This window comes from Anaplasma bovis (assembly GCF_036903315.1).
Classification (GTDB): domain Bacteria; phylum Pseudomonadota; class Alphaproteobacteria; order Rickettsiales; family Anaplasmataceae; genus Anaplasma; species Anaplasma bovis.
Map to the genome: position 1 here is coordinate 19,772 of NZ_JAWLNY010000002.1, position 16,248 is coordinate 36,019.

Below are 16,248 nucleotides of genomic sequence, written 5' to 3' on the forward strand. Positions count from 1 at the left end.
TAGATGGCAGACGTATTAGCCATGCCTTTCTATATACAACGCAACTCTGCTCATACCCTAAGTAGACTAGCTCCCCAGGTAAAACCTGCGCCCATAGCTGCAAAAAGCACGAGCTGTCCTTCCAGCAGTTTGCCTTCTTTTCTCATGAAATGCATCGCCAAAGGTATAGATGCAGCGGATGTATTTGCATGCTTTTCTATATACAACGCAACTCTGTCATTCGGAAAGTTAAGTTTTTTGGTTACCAGGTCTACTATGCGAACATTTGCCTGATGGGGAATGAACCAATCAATGTCGTCGATGCTGATACCAGTTTTGTCCAGAATATCTCTAATCACCGAACATAGCCTAATTACTGCATGTTCGAACAGTACAGGTCCCTTCATTCGTATGTGCCCCGCAGTGTTGGTAGTGCAAACTCCTCCATCGGTATACAATATGTCACTTAGGCTTCCATCAGACCTAAGAATAGTGGAGATAAATCCCCTATCACCCGCATTTTCGTCAACTCCCAAAATGCACGCACCTGCGCCATCACCGAATAACACACAAGTTGATCTATCTTCCCAGTCCACGATTTTTGACATCGCCTCGGCTCCCACCACCAATGCCACCCTCGCCTGACCGCTCTTGATTAAGGAATCAACTACCGAAAGTGCGTACACAAAACCCGAGCAGGCAGCATTTATGTCGAACGCATACGCATTTGTACATCCAAGCTTACTTTGCAACATAGTTGCAACACTCGGAAGTGTCCTGTCAGGAGTGGATGTGGCAACCACTATCAGATCTACATCACAAGCAGAGATTCCCGCATCTCTTATTGCACATGCAGCCGCTTCTGAAGCCATATGTAACGTAGTATCCTGTGGACCGGCAATATGTCTACTCTTGATTCCAGTTCTCTTAACTATCCACTCATCAGTGGTATCCACCATCTTCGACAAATCGTCATTTGTTACCACATTCTCAGGCAGAAAATGCCCGGTACCTCTCAAAATGGCCTTCATATCAAATCGCACTTATCTCTGAAGCAATTTTTGATATGATGTTGTTGCGCGCTGCATCAACAGCCACTTTGATGGCATATGCGTAAGTAATATCATCACTGTCTCCGTGACTTTTTACAACAACGCCATTCAACCCCAGCATGACGGCACCGTTGTACTCCTTTGGATTCAAGGACCTCATGCCCTTCTTTAAGGCAGAAGAAATAAAACATGAAGCTATTTTACAAATTAGAGAAGACTTCAGTATTTCCTTGAACACGTGAACCGTAAACCTGCCTGCAGCCTCTGCTGTCTTGAGCATCACGTTACCCGAAAATCCATCAGTAACAACCACGTCAACTTCTCCTAAAAACGCATCATCGGGCTCCACATAACCATGAAAATTTATCGTAGAAGTGGCCCCTTTGAGCAGAGAAGACGCCTCCTGCACAACATATGTTCCCTTCGATTCTTCTTCCCCTACGTTGAGAAGCCCTACTCTTGGATTTTGTATACCCAACACTACCTTTGCGTACGCGGCCCCCATTACCGCAAACTGAAACAGAATATCCGCACCACACTCTATGCTGGCGCCCAAATCCAGAATTACAAACTTACCATCCCTGGACGGCATACAACCTGCTACTGCAGGCCTATCTATGCTATTCATAGTACCTAGAATGTACCTTGATATTGCCATAAGAGCTCCCGTGTTACCTGCTGACACTACACAGGACACCAAACCCTTCTTTAGGTCTTCTATCGCATTCCACATACTGGTTTTCCTGCGATGCCTCAACGCGAAAGACGGCTTGTCAGACGCAAGAACCACCCCCGGTACATCTATGAAAATGCTGTTCTCTTTTACCCTCTTGTATTTGTCTATAATGGGTAGCACAACGTCCTTTTTCCCGTATATGCTAAAGTGAACTTTACAATTGCAAGGAATCTCTCCGGATAACACAAGATCTGCTCCACCTATTACAGCCTCAGGAGCCGAATCACCACCCATAGCATCAAGCGCTACAGATACACTTCCATCAGAACTATTCATGTTAACAACTACACCTTAGATTTCGCTACTTGTTTACCGTTGTAATATCCGCCAAGACACACATGATGCGAAAGTTTATATTCACCTGTAGTGGGATCAACAAGAACATTTGGAGCTTGTAATCCAAGATGAGACCTGTGCATATTGCGTCGCGACTTCGATTTCTTTCTCTTAGGTACAGCCATTACATAACCCACATTGACGAAACCATCGATTATCACTTAGAAAACGAGCATTGGCAACAGCACTTTTAAGTTGTGCGAAGCTTTTCACTCATTGTGCCCCGCATATCAAGCAAAAATGTGAGTCATACTTATCTACAGTGGCCTCCCCTGGCCTTTAGCTCTCATATCCCGCAAGTTAACTTTTTTGGTGCACTGGAATAGCTAACTGCTACTATTACCAGGTTGTTTTATTAGCATGTGCAAATAGTGTACAAAAACTTCAGCTTCAAAGTACTCTCTGAATACAATAAAGCCCGCATAGGAATCCTACATACACCACATGGGATAGTGCATACTCCCGCCTTTATTTTCTGCGCTACAAAAGCATCTATAAAATCGCTACCTATGGGTGCTGTACGTGAATGTGGGACACAAATTATACTATCGAACACCTACCATCTGGCACTTCAGCCTGGAGAAGATGTAATTCAGTCATTGGGCGGTCTTCACAAAATGATGGGATGGAATGGCCCAATGCTAACGGATTCTGGAGGATATCAGATTTTCAGCCTTGGATACGGCTCTGTATCTGAAGAACTCAAGAATAAGCGTAAAACAAATCGCGCTTCCTTGCTAAAAATAGATGAAGACGGAGCAAGATTTAGGTCACACATAAATGGCAAGACGTACTACCTAACACCGGAAGTATCCATGGATATTCAACGCAAGCTAGGAGCCGACCTTGTTGTGGTACTAGATGAGTGCACACCCTTCCATACGAGCTACGAATACACAAAACAGTCAATGCGTTTAAGTACGCGGTGGGCTCGAAGGTCACTTACCGCTTTTGAAAACTTTAATGACTATACACAGGCACTGTATTGCGTTGTACAGGGAGGAGTATATAGTGATTTGAGAAGGGAAAGTTGTGAATTTGCCAATAACTCAAATTTCTTCGGAAATGCGATAGGAGGTTCTCTAGGCGCATGTAAATCAGAGATGTACGACACAGTATCAATGACCAACGAGTTATTGGATAAAAAAAGACCGGTACATCTTCTAGGCATTGGTAATATAGTGGATGTATTTCAGGGGGCGCTGTACGGAATAGATACTTTTGACTGTGTATACCCCACAAGAATAGCAAGGCATGGCTCTGCGCTAGTCAAACCACAAAACAGGAATGTTAGCTCAAAAGAATATATAAACCTGAACAACGCAGAATTTAGGAATAGCACTAACCCTATAGAAGAGTGTTGCACCTGCTATACATGCAAAACCCACTCTACTGGGTACTTGCATCACTTATTAAAAGCACGAGAACTTTTGGCGTACACACTCCTCACGATACACAACATACACTTCATGAATAACGTTATGCAGTTGATTAGAAGAGCTATCGCAAGTAAAACATTAGAAAAAGAGCTGGCACTGTGGTGTGAAGGCATACGCATGGGCTAAGTCTAAAAGTGGGGGAGATAAAATTCGCTGATATCCGTACTCTAGAAGTTGTTGCCTGACAAATATTCCTTAACTTCTTGTGACTTGGGGTTATTGAATACTTCTTTGGTTATACCGTATTCAACTATCTTACCAGCACCAAAAAAGGCCACCCTATCCGATATTCTCTGTACCTGTTTAATAGAGTGAGTAACAACAACTATCGTAAACTTCTTTTTTAGGTCCTTTATGAGATTTTCAACCACAACTGTCGCGGCTGGATCAAGTGCTGAACATGGCTCATCCATCAATAACATTGTAGGCTTAACCGAAATAGCACGCGCTATACACAACCGCTGCTGCTGCCCACCTGAGAGCTTATAAGCATCGTCACGCAGTCTGCCCTGCAGCTCTTCCCACAGACCAACATTCCTCAAACTCTCCTCAACTATGTCGTCAAGTTTCTTCTTACTTCTTGCCATACCATGCAACTTTGGACCATAAGCTATATTGTCGTATATAGACTTGGGAAACGGATTGGGCTTCTGAAACACCATGCCCACGCTGGCCCTCAACAAAGCAACATTCGTTCCCGGTGCATAAACATCTACCCCGTCGACAAAAATAGACCCACTGGTTATGCAATTCGAAACGAAGTCGTTCATGCGATTATAGCATCTCAAAACCGTAGACTTCCCACATCCTGAAGGCCCTATGAACGCAGTAACTTCTCTCCTGTAGACATTAAGGTTGATATCGAACAGGATCTGCTTCTCGTCGTACCACAAATTTAAATTTTTAACTACAGCATGTACTTCAGGCATCTCAATTACTGTTCCCTATACATAAAAACACGGTGCATTAACAATCCCCAGCAAACATATCAAAAAACGACAATTTGAGTTATAACATATACTCACAACACTGCACTAGAGTCTATCTCCTATCATCCAGTACCTTCCCCTGTAGTACAAGAGAGAATCCTCTTCATCCAGAAGATTACATTCCAAGACACGTCCAACAATTATATCATGATCCCCTCCATCGTACCTGCCGTACACGGAGCATTTTAAATAAGCCACAATACCACACAGTATAGGCATACCGTCAGAGATTAGAAAGTCACATCTTTCCCAGTGCCCTTCCCTTCTCTCAGCGAAGTCTTCCGATATGCTTTTTTGGCCGTCACTCAGTATATTTACTATAAACCTTGAACATCCACTGAATACGGGAAATCTGGATGATGATCTTTCCATAGAAAAAAGCACTAGAGGAGGATTTAATGATACGGAGTTAAACGAACTCACGGTGACGCCGTACATTGCACCCACACTATCGATAGTTGTAACCACGGTCACACCAGTGGCAAACCTGCTCATACAAGCTTTGAAGCGCTCTCCTGACACACCACTATCGAACTGCATGCATAAACTCTACAGACTACCTAAACATACTCCGAAAAGCAGTAACCACCCCACGTATATATTCGCCTTGAACATATGCATGCACTTTTCAGGATTGTCAAAATCTGCGCACCTATACTGATAATAGAATACGCCCAGAATGGTCAGTATACACACATAGTACAGCCAACTCAACCCCGATATAATCCCACAAGACAACCACATCGTAATTGTTATTAGGTTCATCCTCAATATGTATGTCCTACTTTTGTCGCCAAACTTAAGCGCAGAACTTCCCAATCCCAAAATTGCATCATATTTCTTATCTTGATGAGCATACATAGTGTCAAACGCGACAGTCCAAAATGCACACCCTATGTATAGAAAAATAGACTCTAAGGTGAGCCTATTGGCGACTATTGCAGAGCCTATTAGAACACCAAAATTCCATACAATACCCAAAAAGATTTGCGGACAGGTGGTAAACCTCTTCATCAATGGATAAAGTACAACCCCAATTGCGCATATTACACTTAGGTAGCAGGACAACAGGTTCGTAAAAAGTAATAAAGCACATGGAACGGGAAGCAAGAGCACTACCAGTATGACGGCATTCCTTACCGTTAATCTCCCATCTGCGAGAGGTCTGTTTTTCGTCCTCTGTACTTTAGAATCTATATCCCTGTCGAAGATGTCATTTATGGCGCACCCAATAGATCTCATTGAGAGCCCGCCAACTATCACTAACAAAAACGCTGACAATATCTTTATCAGGCTATCTGCAGCGAGAACCACGCTTGCACAAGACGGTAATATGGCCAGCAACGTTATGTCACTACTTTTGAGCCTTATTAGGTCACGACATGAGAGCAGAATATGTCGCATTTCTTTCTACAACCTCCAGCAACACCGCAAAACACACTATGCCACATAGTATGGGCATACCATCAGAGATTAGAAAGTCACACCTTACACAGTGCTCCTCCCTTTGCCAATATATTTACCATAAACCTGGAACACTCACACCAAATACGGGAAATCTGGATGATGATCTTTCGAAAGAAAAAGTACTACGGTAAAGCATCAACTTTACAAGCTACCCAAACATACCCCGAAAAACAGCCACCACCCAGCGAGTATATTCATTAAGAACATATGCATGCACTTTTCGGGACTGTCAAAATCTGTGCACCTATATTGATAGTAGAAAACGCCTATAGCGCCTAGCATGCACATGTAGAATGGCCAGTTCAGCCTTGATACAATTCCACAGGACGTCCACATTATAATGGTTATAATGTTCATCCCCAATATGTACGCACGACTTTTATCACCAAACTTAAGTGCGGAACTACCTACTCCCAAAATTGCATCGCATTCCTTATCTTGATGAGCATATATAGTGTCAAATGCCACAGTCCAGAATGCGCAGCCTATGTACATCAAAATGCATCCCAAGGTCAGCTTATTAGCAACTATTGCGCAACCTATGAGAACACCAAAATTCCATACAATACCCAGAAAAATTTGTGGACATGTTGTAATCCTTTTCATCAATGGATAGAGTGCAGCTCCAATCGCACATATTACACTTAGGTAACAGGTCAATGGGTTCGTAAAAAGTAATAAAGCACATGGAACGGGGAGCATGAGCATTATCAGTATGGTAGCATTCTTTACTGTTAATCTCCCATCTGCAAGCGGCCTGTTTTTCGTCCTCTGTACTTTGGAATCTATATCCCTGTCTAAGATGTCATTTATTACACAGCCAATTGTGTGCATAAAAACCGCACCAATTGTGACCAGCAAAGACGCCGACAATATTTTTGAAAGGCTATTATTTGCAGCAAGGACCACACTTGCACAGGACGGAAATATAGAAAGCAGCGTTATATCGCTTCTTATTAGCCCTCTAAGGAGGTCCCAGTACGACACGAATAGGCGTCGCATTTTTACTATCTCTAACAACTCATTACCTTCACACACACTTGAGGCACGTAAAAAGTGCCCACTTCTCAATTAATGATGGCTTTAGAATAATAAGACCTCACCACGTTTTCAACCTGTTTTAAAAACACATATACTTTTGCGGGGCCATCTGCAGCAAGGCCCCCTGCACAGGGGGAACACGGAAAGTAATGTTGCGTCACTCATACTTGACTTCAGCAGGTCCCAGTACAACAGGAATAGATGTCGCATTTCTACTGTCTCCAGCAACTCATTATCCTCACTACACATTTGGGAGCACGTAAAAAGTGCCTACTTCTCAATCAATTATGGCTTGGGGCAATAAGACTTGGCCATGTTTTCAACCTGTTTTAAAAACACATATATATTTGCGAGGCATAGGTTCTTGACAAAATTTGGTGCAGACTATAACCTGGCCTAGTGCTATTACTAGTCGGAGTCTGTACACAAGATGAAGAGAACTTTTCAGCCGAGCAGGCTTGTTAGAAAGCGTAGACATGGCTTCCGTGCTAGGATGTCCACTAGATGGGGTAGGAAGGTTCTTAGCCGTAGGCGTGCAAAAGGCAGGAGTGTTTTGTGCGCTTGAGGGGTCTCGTTACACTGAAGCATAGGAAGGAGTTCGTGCATGTTAGGTCTGCTGGTCTCTCTGCAAGTTGCGGAGGGCTGGTGTTGCAGGCAGTTCGTGCATTTAGCCCGTCTCCAGACGCTATTGAAGTTGGATTTACGGTCAGTAAGAAGTCTGGGAATTCTGTGACCCGTAATAAGATACGTCGTAGGATGAGGGTTGCTGCTCAGGACATCTTACCTGAGAGGGCTAATAAGGATTTTTGTTATGTATTGGTTAGTAGCAGCAGACTTGCGGATGCTACTCTACAAACACTGAAGAGCAACCTGGTTGTTTGCCTTAAGAGGTTGAGATTGCATTTGTGAGGGCCTGAGTTAGCGAGGTACTTGTTTGGATATTGAAGTATGGACATTCTGAAACTGCTCTTATGCGCGCCAGCTGTTGCTCTGCTTCTGTTCACGGGTTTTTTCTTATCTTTTTCTTCCAGGTGGATTCAAATTAGGAGGTTGCCGGAGGCTTTTTCTCAGCTGTTTAGGGACAGGGGCAGGGATTTCAGTTCAATTTCCGCATTATGCGCCATAGTTGGGGGAAATCTTGGAGTTGGAAATTTATCTGGAACTGCTGTAGCTCTGAGGGCTGGGGGCCCTGGATTTATAGTATGGATGGTTCTCATAATCATTGTTACCTCAATAATAAAGTACGCTACCTGCTACATTAGCATAATGACACGGACAACTAAGGGTGAGAAAACCTTTGGTGGGCCTGTGGTGTTTCTAAGAGAGTCATTCAAGTCAAAGTGGGCCTCTATAGTCTCAATGGTAATAACTGCGATATGCGCATTAACTGTTGGGAACATGGTGCAGGTCAATTCTTTATCGATTTCCATGAACATAGTTGGTGGCACTCCACTTGCTGCCGGTGCGCTAATCACTTTACTACTAGTGATGGTGAACATTATGGACACGCGCGGCGTAAGTTCATTAATCTCGAAAGTTGTTCCCCTTATGACGGTGTCTTATTTTCTATTAGCATCAATAACCTTGACAAAATTTGGGAAAAACATAGTTCCGTCGCTGTTGCTAATATATGAAAATGTTTTCAGTGTAAGCAGTTTCAAAAACGGAGCGATTTTGGCTTTCATAGCTGAAACCCTGGCTGTTATTCAAGTTGGTGCTTTGCGAGGAATATTTGCCACAGACATAGGGTTGGGGTTGGAGGGGACCGTACATTCGCTGGTAAATAGTGAGCTCAAGCAGCGTGATTTTGCCCTACAGCAGAGTCTGATATCCTTAGTATCGCCGCTTATAGTAGCTGTGGTAGCGCTGATGACAACCATGGTATTGCTGTGCACTGGAGTATGGGGAGACATGGCGCTCGAGAGTACAAATATGTGCCTTACAGCATTTTCTAATGCTATTGGAGGCACTTACGCGAAGTATGCTCTGACTCTAGTTTTGTTCTGTTTCTCATTTACCACGATACTCACTTGGCTTGTGTGTTCAAAAGAAGCGGTATCCTACGTGTTCGGTGGCAATACTTTCTATGAAAAGTGTTGGGTTGTTCTGTTCACTTCTGTTCTTCCTATAGGTTCTATATGCACAGTGAGTTTTATATGGAACGTTGCAGACTTGGCGGTATCAGTCGCAACCATTGCCAACACCGTAGGTATATTACTAATATTTTCAAAATATAGGGACATGTTCGATTCTACGGGTGAAAAGCGATAAGCAGTTGCAATGGGTTAGAGTCTGAAATTTCTATGCCACAATCTGTTGGTCGCAGCAGTTTTGACTATTATCGAGCGTTTCTTCAGCCATACGTAGTGTACTCCTTTGAGCTCCATGTCACTCTTTCCTACGTGTGCCGCTTTGTAGCACTTAGCTAACACTGACCCAAAATCTATTACCAGCTCTATCTGCTCTGTACAACGCCGCATTATGAAGTCATCATTGCCACTTATGAGAACTCTTCTGTCGTATACGCACCCGTCCTGTGTGCATAAAAGTCTGTTCTCATCGCCTTCTGTATCGTTGTATTCGCTTTTTGTTATCTTTGCTTGACCATTATCTCTTGCCCACGAAGAGTAGGTAAGTCCTGATGCAGAACCTGTTAGAGTGGCAAAATATAGCTTACCGTCTCTGCCCATAGTTGCCGCACCTTTAAAATCACACAAAATGTCTGGAGGCCTGTAGAAAAATGCTGCTGCAATACCACATCCTATGAACAAGGCTCCTCCCACAATTCTGAGACCACCTCTACATAGGCATATTACCACTAATCCCAAAGTCAAACTCAACACGGAAGCGGTGGGAATGCAGAAAAAAGTGGGAATTCCCATCCTGGTACTTGCTGCGTATTCCGCTACGTAAAGAACGGATCGTACCGACAATTCTAAAATATATGAAATACCTATGTCTCCACCTAATATGCAATAGAAGAGCACATACAATACTCCCATGGGTATGATTACAAACGTTGTCAAAGGTATAGCTACGATATTTGCCAAAATGCCCACGATAGAAAAATAGTGGAAATGGTATATAACGTATGGAGCAGTAGCGAAACTAGCCGCTGTTGATGCCATAAATGTCAGGATAATATATCTTATCACTGCATTCATAGACGCAGTAGCAGCGGACACACGACCTCCAAAAGACACTAGTGCAAGTACTGCTGCAAATGACATCTGAAAGCTTGGTGATAGGAGCGCTTCTGGATTGTGGATCAATATTACAAGCGCTGAAATTGATAAAGAGCGCAACCCACTGCATTGCCTATCAAAGATGATTCCTAGAAGAGCAAGCGTCACCATTATAAAGGCTCTGAGTGCCGAGATTGATACGCCAGAAATAAGTAAATAGAAAAAACTCCCTACTATCGCTGTAACCGCACACAATTTCTTGATATTGTAGAGGAGAGATAATGACTCAAAGCATGCAAACGTGTGCCTCAAGAACAGAAATATCATTCCTGAAACAAATGACAAATGTATTCCTGAAATTGCGAAAAGATGCGCTAACCCTGAATTTCTGACATTCTTTTGTATATCCTTACTCAACCCCAGTCTTTTTCCTATTAGCAATGCAGACATGACTTCCGCACAATCCTTACTCAACCCCAGAGAAAATATTCTGTACGCACTGAGCCTAGTTCTTTCCACCCAATGCATGAGTGTTATCTTGTCTGACCTTTTGTGCAGAGTGACCATTGATGTGGTATACCCAACAGCGCTTATACCTTTGAAATATGCAACACGCGCAAAATCATACCCCATGTAGGAAACTGGCGCACTGGGAGGCATTAATACCGCAGAAAATTTTACTGTGTCACCTATTTTTATGGCAGGATCAATTTTTGTTCTTACCGCCAATCTGACACAAATATCGTGGAATGTGTAGGCTCTTACATTACAGAACAGCACTTGTGCATATCCTGGTTTATAGTTTATCTCACTAATAACACCCAACGCGCCTTTTACGTATCTTTTATGTTTTATCATAGTATGTTTATGACAAAGCATATGTGTTCGTACATATGCACCTACAAATCCCAGCCCTGCCATAGCTAAACAAATGTATAATATTCTCCACTTAGTGCTAAATATGCCAAATGCTATAAGAACTATAATTGTCGTCCCGACTATAAAAAGTGAATAAACTTCGGGCTCACTATTGAAAGAAAAATACGCAACTATCCCAAGTGATAAAAATACTGTAGCCCATGTCACAAAATGAGTTTTCTGCTCCGAAAACTCGTACACGAATGCATCCCAAATGTGTATTACCTTTGGTATTGAACGATTTATAGCACTTACGCATTCTATTAAAAACTTTACAGATACGCAAGAACCCGAATGCTTAGGTTTGGTACAATTTTAGGAAATAGCAGTTAAAGCTCGTAATCTAATCTGAGCTTTCCGGAGGTTTTTCTCTCAACTGATAAAATAATATCATCGGACACACTCTTGATGTCATCTTCAGTCATGGTCCCTTCTCTCGATGATATAACAACAGAGACAGCTATAGATGTCTTGTTTTCAGATATACCATCACCGTTATAGACGTCGAAAACCCTCACCTCTTCGACATTTCTTATAGATTTTATAGAGTCAACAAGCGTAGCAGCACTCACAGTTTTATCCAACACGAATGCAAAATCCCTCTTCACGGGCTGATATTTATTGACACAAAATCCAGATTTCTTTTCTGCGGGAGAATATCTCTTAATACTCTCTGTGAACACCTCAAAACACACGGCAGAATGCTTTAGCTTCAAAAACTCGATAATCTCAGGATGGACTTCCCCCACATATCCGCACAAGACATCACGAAGATATATATCAGCTGATCTACCCGGATGCATATAGCTCCTACCTGATGACGGAACATACCGCAGATCATCTTCGCTTACACCAAATTGTACCAATAACTGCTCTACATCGCTCTTAACATCAAAAAAATCAAATCCTCTTATTTCTGAATGCAAATTTTTGGGCAAAAAATTCCCCGACCTTAGAGCACATACAACATGTTCACTTCTATCGATAGACAGATATATATCCCCCATCTCAAATATACTTACACTCTCGCTTCCGCATGCCTGATTGTCAGCAGAAACTTGCAGCAGATTGGCCAATATGGTCGGACGCATAACATCGAACTGATTGCTTATAGGATTCTCTATACGCATGTCATCAACAGAAAAACCAAACTTCTCTGCCACACTACTAGCCAGAAAAGACCACGTTACAACTTCAGTCAATCCCGAGGAAAGCATGGAAGTACGCATCTTCTGTTCTAAATGGGACGTATTCTCGCAAGAACTCCCGCCGCTACACGGAGGTCCCACCTCCTCCATACGAATATCGTCATAGCCATGTATTCGTATGACCTCTTCCACTAAATCAATTTCAGATTTTACATCAAGCACCCGCCAAGAAGGCACTTTTACCTTCCATAGTTTTTCATCATCACTGCGTCCCACTGAAAACCCTAGAGACTCTAAGATTCCAGCCACGCGCTCCTCGGCAATAGAAACATTACATATCCGCGCAATGGAACTCACCCTGAAATCTATAGTTACATCAGGTAAGTCCACATTCCTAGACGATTCTACACTTGCACAAGGTTTGCCACCGCAATACTGCAGAACCAGAGAAGTAGCAAGGTCCAACCCCGCCTTAATCGTACCCAAATCCACATGTCTGGAGAACCTATGGGCAGCCTCTGTGGAAACGTTATGAACTCTAGATGACACTGCAATGGTTACAGGATCGTACCACGCAGATTCTAGAAAAATGTCTTTAGTTGCACGCGCGCAAGCACTAACTTCTGCACCCATAATCCCCGCAAGACAATGCACAGTGCCCCCAGAATCTTTTACTACTATATCATCCGTAGTAAGTTCATAAATTTTGCCATTTAGAGCCTTGATTTTCTCCTGAGGAGCACTTTTCCCTATAAGTAAATTGCCCCCTAAAGCATCCATGTCATACACGTGCATAGGTCTGTTGAGCAATAGCATTACATAGTTGAGTATGTCAACAACACACGAAACAAGCTTGATTCCTGAAGACATCAATCTGTCCATAATCAACCTTGGAGGACATTCACCATTTTTTACAGATCTTATAACCCTGCCTGCGAACGCACCATCACAGCGCATTTCAACATCTATAGGCGATACATCACTATGCAGATCACCTAGATTTGCAGCAGGAAACTGCTTCAATGCCCCCACACCCGCAGCAGCCAACTCCCTTGCAATGCCATATATGCCCAAACAGTCTCCCCTATTAGGAGTAATGGTAATTTCAATTATCTTATCTGCAGGAAAAAAAATCTCCCCCACATCAAAGCCTGACAAATCTACAATACCCGAAGAATCTTCTGCCGAAACATCCAGCTCGCTTAAAGAGCATAACATGCCACAACTTTCTTCGCCCCTAATTGAAACTCTAGAAATAGTCGTGCCGCTCTTTGGTACCACTGAACCTTCTTTAGCCAAGACAGTCAGCATCCCCTTACGGACATTTGGCGCGCCACAAACCACCTTACTAACGGCACACCCATCAAAGACATCGCATATGACCAGCTTATCTGCACGCGGATGGGGCTTAACTTCTTCTACCTTGGCAACTACAAAAGAATCTCCATACTCTTCCCTTAGACTAGGTAAAAGCTGCGCCTCAATTCCTATAGAGGACAACTTATCTACAAGAAAATCCGCAGAGCAATGGATATTACCCAAATAGTCCAACAACCAGGAGTACGCAAACCTCACTCCCAAGCCCCCATCACATCAACTTCATCACTAACTACTTTGGAACCGCTATCCCGACATCCCTATCTACAAGTTCGATAATAGCGGTCGGAGCACAATCACCCACACGATTGCCACACTTGATGATGCGAACATACCCGCCATTACGCGCTTTATATCTTTCCGCAAGAACCTGCATAAGCTTACCAGACACTTCCTGGCTACCGATTCTAGACAACAGGAGCCTCCTACCACTCAAAGGATCTTTGGTACTATACCTTTTGGCTATAGTAATCAATTTTTCCACAAAAGGCCTTAAATCCTTTGCCTTTGGAAGCGTAGTAACTATCTTCTCCTTCTTTAGAAGAGAAACTGCAAGATTGGCCATCATGGCCATCCTGTGCGCCGTGGGGCGAGAAAACTTCCTACAACTTAAAGCATGCCTCATATAATACCCCCACCGTAAACTATAAACACCTAATCCTCACTATACTGCTTGCTGAGGTCTTCTATGGACTCCGGAGGCCAGTTGGGAATCTTCATACCCAAATGCAGATTCATACTAGCAAGAACCTCATTAATCTCATTAAGGGACTTCCTACCAAAATTCGGAGTACGCAGCATATCAGACTCTGTCTTCTGCACCAGATCCCCTATGTATGTTATATTGTCATTCTTCAAACAATTATGAGACCTAACAGAAAGCTCTAGTTCATCAACTTTACGCAGAAGATTATGATCATAAGGAAGTACACCCTCCTCTTTATCAACTTTCTTCCTAGATTCTTCAATTTCATCAAAGCTTATGAACGCCTGGAATTGATCCTGCAAAATCTTTGCCGCAACCGCAACAGCCTCATCAGGAGCTACAGACCCATCAGTTTCCAGAGACATAATAAGCCTGTCATAATCTGTAAACTGACCTATCCTGCTGCTTTCTATCCTGAAGGAAACCCTCTTCACGGGGCTATAAAGCGCATTGGTTGGAATAAACCCGGGCACAACGCTACCAGCGGCCCTGGGAGAGACACCATTTGCAACAGATGCCGGCACATAGCCTTTGCCGCTGTTGACGTAGATCTTGACACTAAAGTCGACATCCTTCCCAAGAGTGCAAATGTGCAGGTCCTTATTTAAAATAACGTAGTCACTCGAATCGCCAATGTCAGCAGCAGTTACTTCCGCAGGCCCCTTGGCAACCAACCTTATAACCCTACTGTCCGAATTTAACAACTTAACCCTTAGCATACTGAGATTAAGTACCAAATCCGCAACATCTTCCCTGACTCCCGATAAAGAGGTCAGCTCATGCGACACACCCTCAACTTCTATGCCGTAGACCGCAAATCCCCTAAGAGAAGACATCATCACACGTCTCAAGGCATTACCCAAAGTCAGGGCAAATCCGCTTTCCAGGGGCTCTACCACCAACTCAGCCACACGCTTCGGATCACTTCCACTCACAACCCTTATCGAGGAGGGCCTAGTTAATTTATCCCAGTGATCTGCCATGGAAAGACCATCTCCATAGCATAGATCGCCAGCATCATCTTCGCCAGAAACTACCATAAAAACTTCTCATATCAAAAACTATACCCTACGCCTCTTCGGCAATTTACACCCATTATGAGGAAGCTTTGTCGTATCCTTTATGGATGTCACATTGAGATTACAAGTCTGAACAGCCCTGATAGCAGCTTCTCTACCCGCACCAGGCCCCGCTACATGAATCGATACCGTCTTCATCCCGTTTCGCTCAACAACAGCCTTCACTGCCCTAGCAACAGTCTCCTGCGCAGCATACGGTGTAGACTTCTTAGAACCCTTAAAATTACAAGCCCCCGCAGATGTGGTTACCAACACATGCCCCTGCTGATCTGTAACAGTCACAATGACATTATTGTAAGTGGCACAAACGTGCACTCTCCCGACAACTACGTTTCTTTTTTTCTTAACTATCGCCATAAAACCCCACTACTTCTTCTTTGCAGCAATAGCCAATCTAGAGCCCCCCTTACGAGTCCTCGCATTAGTGTGAGTCCTCTGCCCTCGCACAGGAAGCTTCTTTCTATGCCTTAACCCTCTGTAACAACCTATATCAATCAGAAACTTTATGTTCATGGCGACTTCTTTTCTTAAGTCAGCCTCAACAACATATCCAGACCTGATATAACTTCTGAGCTTGGCTATATCGTCATCGCCCAAAGAAGACACTCTAGCATTTTCATCTACACCGCAACCCTGACAGATCTTTGAAGCAGAAGAACGACCTATGCCATATATATACGTCAAAGCGACAACTACACGCTTATTCACGGGGATGTTAACCCCACCTATACGCGCCACCTAAGCACCCCAAAAATACGAATGTGACAATTCTATAACAAATGTATCTAACACCGTC

The 16,248-nt window shown here is 43.3% G+C and carries 17 protein-coding genes; 4 read left to right on the top strand and 13 right to left on the bottom strand.

Annotated elements, in window-relative coordinates:
* Positions 1 to 50 precede the first annotated feature (50 nt).
* Genes R4I06_RS00385 through rpmF form a run of 3 tightly spaced genes read right to left on the bottom strand, consistent with a single transcriptional unit; the run spans position 51 to position 2,228 of the window.
* Positions 51 to 1,010 carry a beta-ketoacyl-ACP synthase III gene (locus R4I06_RS00385; protein ID WP_334413515.1) on the bottom strand — a complete coding sequence of 320 codons (960 nt, stop codon included), beginning with the start codon at positions 1,008 to 1,010 and terminating at the stop codon, positions 51 to 53.
* 1 nt (position 1,011) lies between these two features.
* Entirely contained in the window at positions 1,012 to 2,043 is a 1,032-nt protein-coding gene (gene plsX / locus R4I06_RS00390; protein ID WP_334413516.1) for a phosphate acyltransferase PlsX, read from the bottom strand.
* An 8-nt stretch (positions 2,044 to 2,051) separates the two neighbouring features.
* Positions 2,052 to 2,228, bottom strand: a complete 177-nt coding sequence (gene rpmF, locus R4I06_RS00395; protein WP_334413517.1) for a 50S ribosomal protein L32 — start codon at positions 2,226 to 2,228, stop codon at positions 2,052 to 2,054.
* A 246-nt stretch (positions 2,229 to 2,474) separates the two neighbouring features.
* Here rpmF and tgt point away from each other — a divergent pair, with 246 nt between their 5' ends.
* The gene (gene tgt, locus R4I06_RS00400; protein WP_334413554.1) at positions 2,475 to 3,668 is read left to right on the top strand and encodes a tRNA guanosine(34) transglycosylase Tgt; all 1,194 of its coding nucleotides are present in this window, start codon (positions 2,475 to 2,477) and stop codon (positions 3,666 to 3,668) included.
* A 41-nt stretch (positions 3,669 to 3,709) separates the two neighbouring features.
* Here tgt and pstB read toward each other — a convergent pair whose 3' ends face one another.
* The 4 genes from pstB to R4I06_RS00420 all read right to left on the bottom strand — a co-directional run bounded on the left by pstB (position 3,710) and on the right by R4I06_RS00420 (position 7,000).
* Positions 3,710 to 4,471 carry a phosphate ABC transporter ATP-binding protein PstB gene (gene pstB, locus R4I06_RS00405; protein ID WP_334413518.1) on the bottom strand — a complete coding sequence of 254 codons (762 nt, stop codon included), beginning with the start codon at positions 4,469 to 4,471 and terminating at the stop codon, positions 3,710 to 3,712.
* A 105-nt stretch (positions 4,472 to 4,576) separates the two neighbouring features.
* Positions 4,577 to 5,071 carry a flavin reductase family protein gene (locus tag R4I06_RS00410; RefSeq protein ID WP_334413519.1) on the bottom strand — a complete coding sequence of 165 codons (495 nt, stop codon included), beginning with the start codon at positions 5,069 to 5,071 and terminating at the stop codon, positions 4,577 to 4,579.
* A gap of 9 nt (positions 5,072 to 5,080) precedes the next feature.
* Positions 5,081 to 5,935 (bottom strand): 4-hydroxybenzoate octaprenyltransferase, encoded by an 855-nt coding sequence (locus R4I06_RS00415; protein WP_334413520.1) that lies wholly within the window; start codon positions 5,933 to 5,935, stop codon positions 5,081 to 5,083.
* Between the two features lie 204 nt (positions 5,936 to 6,139).
* On the bottom strand, positions 6,140 to 7,000 hold the full coding sequence (locus R4I06_RS00420) for a 4-hydroxybenzoate octaprenyltransferase (protein WP_334413521.1): 861 nt from the start codon (positions 6,998 to 7,000) through the stop codon (positions 6,140 to 6,142).
* Between the two features lie 469 nt (positions 7,001 to 7,469).
* On the opposite strand from R4I06_RS00420, the gene rpmH reads away from it, so the two are divergent.
* The 3 genes from rpmH to R4I06_RS00435 are packed head-to-tail and all read left to right on the top strand — an operon-like array spanning position 7,470 to position 9,310.
* A complete protein-coding gene (gene rpmH / locus R4I06_RS00425) occupies positions 7,470 to 7,604 on the top strand; it encodes a 50S ribosomal protein L34 (protein ID WP_334413522.1) in 135 nt (44 codons plus the stop codon).
* On the top strand, positions 7,595 to 7,948 hold the full coding sequence (rnpA, locus tag R4I06_RS00430; protein WP_334413523.1) for a ribonuclease P protein component: 354 nt from the start codon (positions 7,595 to 7,597) through the stop codon (positions 7,946 to 7,948). Before rpmH ends, rnpA begins: the two co-directional genes overlap by 10 nt.
* Positions 7,949 to 7,987: 39 nt before the next feature.
* The gene (locus tag R4I06_RS00435) at positions 7,988 to 9,310 is read left to right on the top strand and encodes an alanine:cation symporter family protein (RefSeq protein ID WP_334413524.1); all 1,323 of its coding nucleotides are present in this window, start codon (positions 7,988 to 7,990) and stop codon (positions 9,308 to 9,310) included.
* Between the two features lie 14 nt (positions 9,311 to 9,324).
* Here R4I06_RS00435 and R4I06_RS00440 read toward each other — a convergent pair whose 3' ends face one another.
* The 6 genes from R4I06_RS00440 to rpsM form a co-directional block, all read right to left on the bottom strand.
* Complete coding sequence (locus tag R4I06_RS00440; RefSeq protein WP_334413525.1) at positions 9,325 to 11,343, bottom strand: ComEC/Rec2 family competence protein; 2,019 nt, start codon at positions 11,341 to 11,343, stop codon at positions 9,325 to 9,327.
* Between the two features lie 128 nt (positions 11,344 to 11,471).
* Entirely contained in the window at positions 11,472 to 13,865 is a 2,394-nt protein-coding gene (pheT, locus tag R4I06_RS00445) for a phenylalanine--tRNA ligase subunit beta (protein ID WP_334413526.1), read from the bottom strand.
* A gap of 34 nt (positions 13,866 to 13,899) precedes the next feature.
* Positions 13,900 to 14,292: a 50S ribosomal protein L17 gene (gene rplQ / locus R4I06_RS00450; protein WP_334413527.1), complete on the bottom strand. Its 393-nt coding sequence runs from the start codon at positions 14,290 to 14,292 to the stop codon at positions 13,900 to 13,902.
* A 29-nt stretch (positions 14,293 to 14,321) separates the two neighbouring features.
* Complete coding sequence (locus tag R4I06_RS00455) at positions 14,322 to 15,413, bottom strand: DNA-directed RNA polymerase subunit alpha (RefSeq protein ID WP_334413528.1); 1,092 nt, start codon at positions 15,411 to 15,413, stop codon at positions 14,322 to 14,324.
* Between the two features lie 21 nt (positions 15,414 to 15,434).
* On the bottom strand, positions 15,435 to 15,809 hold the full coding sequence (gene rpsK / locus R4I06_RS00460; RefSeq protein WP_334413529.1) for a 30S ribosomal protein S11: 375 nt from the start codon (positions 15,807 to 15,809) through the stop codon (positions 15,435 to 15,437).
* A 9-nt stretch (positions 15,810 to 15,818) separates the two neighbouring features.
* A complete protein-coding gene (gene rpsM / locus R4I06_RS00465) occupies positions 15,819 to 16,190 on the bottom strand; it encodes a 30S ribosomal protein S13 (protein ID WP_334413530.1) in 372 nt (123 codons plus the stop codon).
* Positions 16,191 to 16,248: the final 58 nt, after the last annotated feature.

What these genes read in the sequence shown, in the direction of transcription:
- R4I06_RS00385 (WP_334413515.1), bottom strand. Translation starts at nt 1,010, where the DNA reads ATGAAGGCCATTTTGAGAGGTACCGGGCATTTTCTGCCTGAGAATGTG.
- plsX (WP_334413516.1), bottom strand. Translation starts at nt 2,043, where the DNA reads ATGAATAGTTCTGATGGAAGTGTATCTGTAGCGCTTGATGCTATGGGT.
- rpmF (WP_334413517.1), bottom strand. Translation starts at nt 2,228, where the DNA reads ATGGCTGTACCTAAGAGAAAGAAATCGAAGTCGCGACGCAATATGCAC.
- pstB (WP_334413518.1), bottom strand. Translation starts at nt 4,471, where the DNA reads ATGCCTGAAGTACATGCTGTAGTTAAAAATTTAAATTTGTGGTACGAC.
- R4I06_RS00410 (WP_334413519.1), bottom strand. Translation starts at nt 5,071, where the DNA reads ATGCAGTTCGATAGTGGTGTGTCAGGAGAGCGCTTCAAAGCTTGTATG.
- R4I06_RS00415 (WP_334413520.1), bottom strand. Translation starts at nt 5,935, where the DNA reads ATGCGACATATTCTGCTCTCATGTCGTGACCTAATAAGGCTCAAAAGT.
- R4I06_RS00420 (WP_334413521.1), bottom strand. Translation starts at nt 7,000, where the DNA reads ATGCGACGCCTATTCGTGTCGTACTGGGACCTCCTTAGAGGGCTAATA.
- rpmH (WP_334413522.1), top strand. Translation starts at nt 7,470, where the DNA reads ATGAAGAGAACTTTTCAGCCGAGCAGGCTTGTTAGAAAGCGTAGACAT.
- R4I06_RS00435 (WP_334413524.1), top strand. Translation starts at nt 7,988, where the DNA reads ATGGACATTCTGAAACTGCTCTTATGCGCGCCAGCTGTTGCTCTGCTT.
- rplQ (WP_334413527.1), bottom strand. Translation starts at nt 14,292, where the DNA reads ATGAGGCATGCTTTAAGTTGTAGGAAGTTTTCTCGCCCCACGGCGCAC.
- R4I06_RS00455 (WP_334413528.1), bottom strand. Translation starts at nt 15,413, where the DNA reads ATGGTAGTTTCTGGCGAAGATGATGCTGGCGATCTATGCTATGGAGAT.
- rpsK (WP_334413529.1), bottom strand. Translation starts at nt 15,809, where the DNA reads ATGGCGATAGTTAAGAAAAAAAGAAACGTAGTTGTCGGGAGAGTGCAC.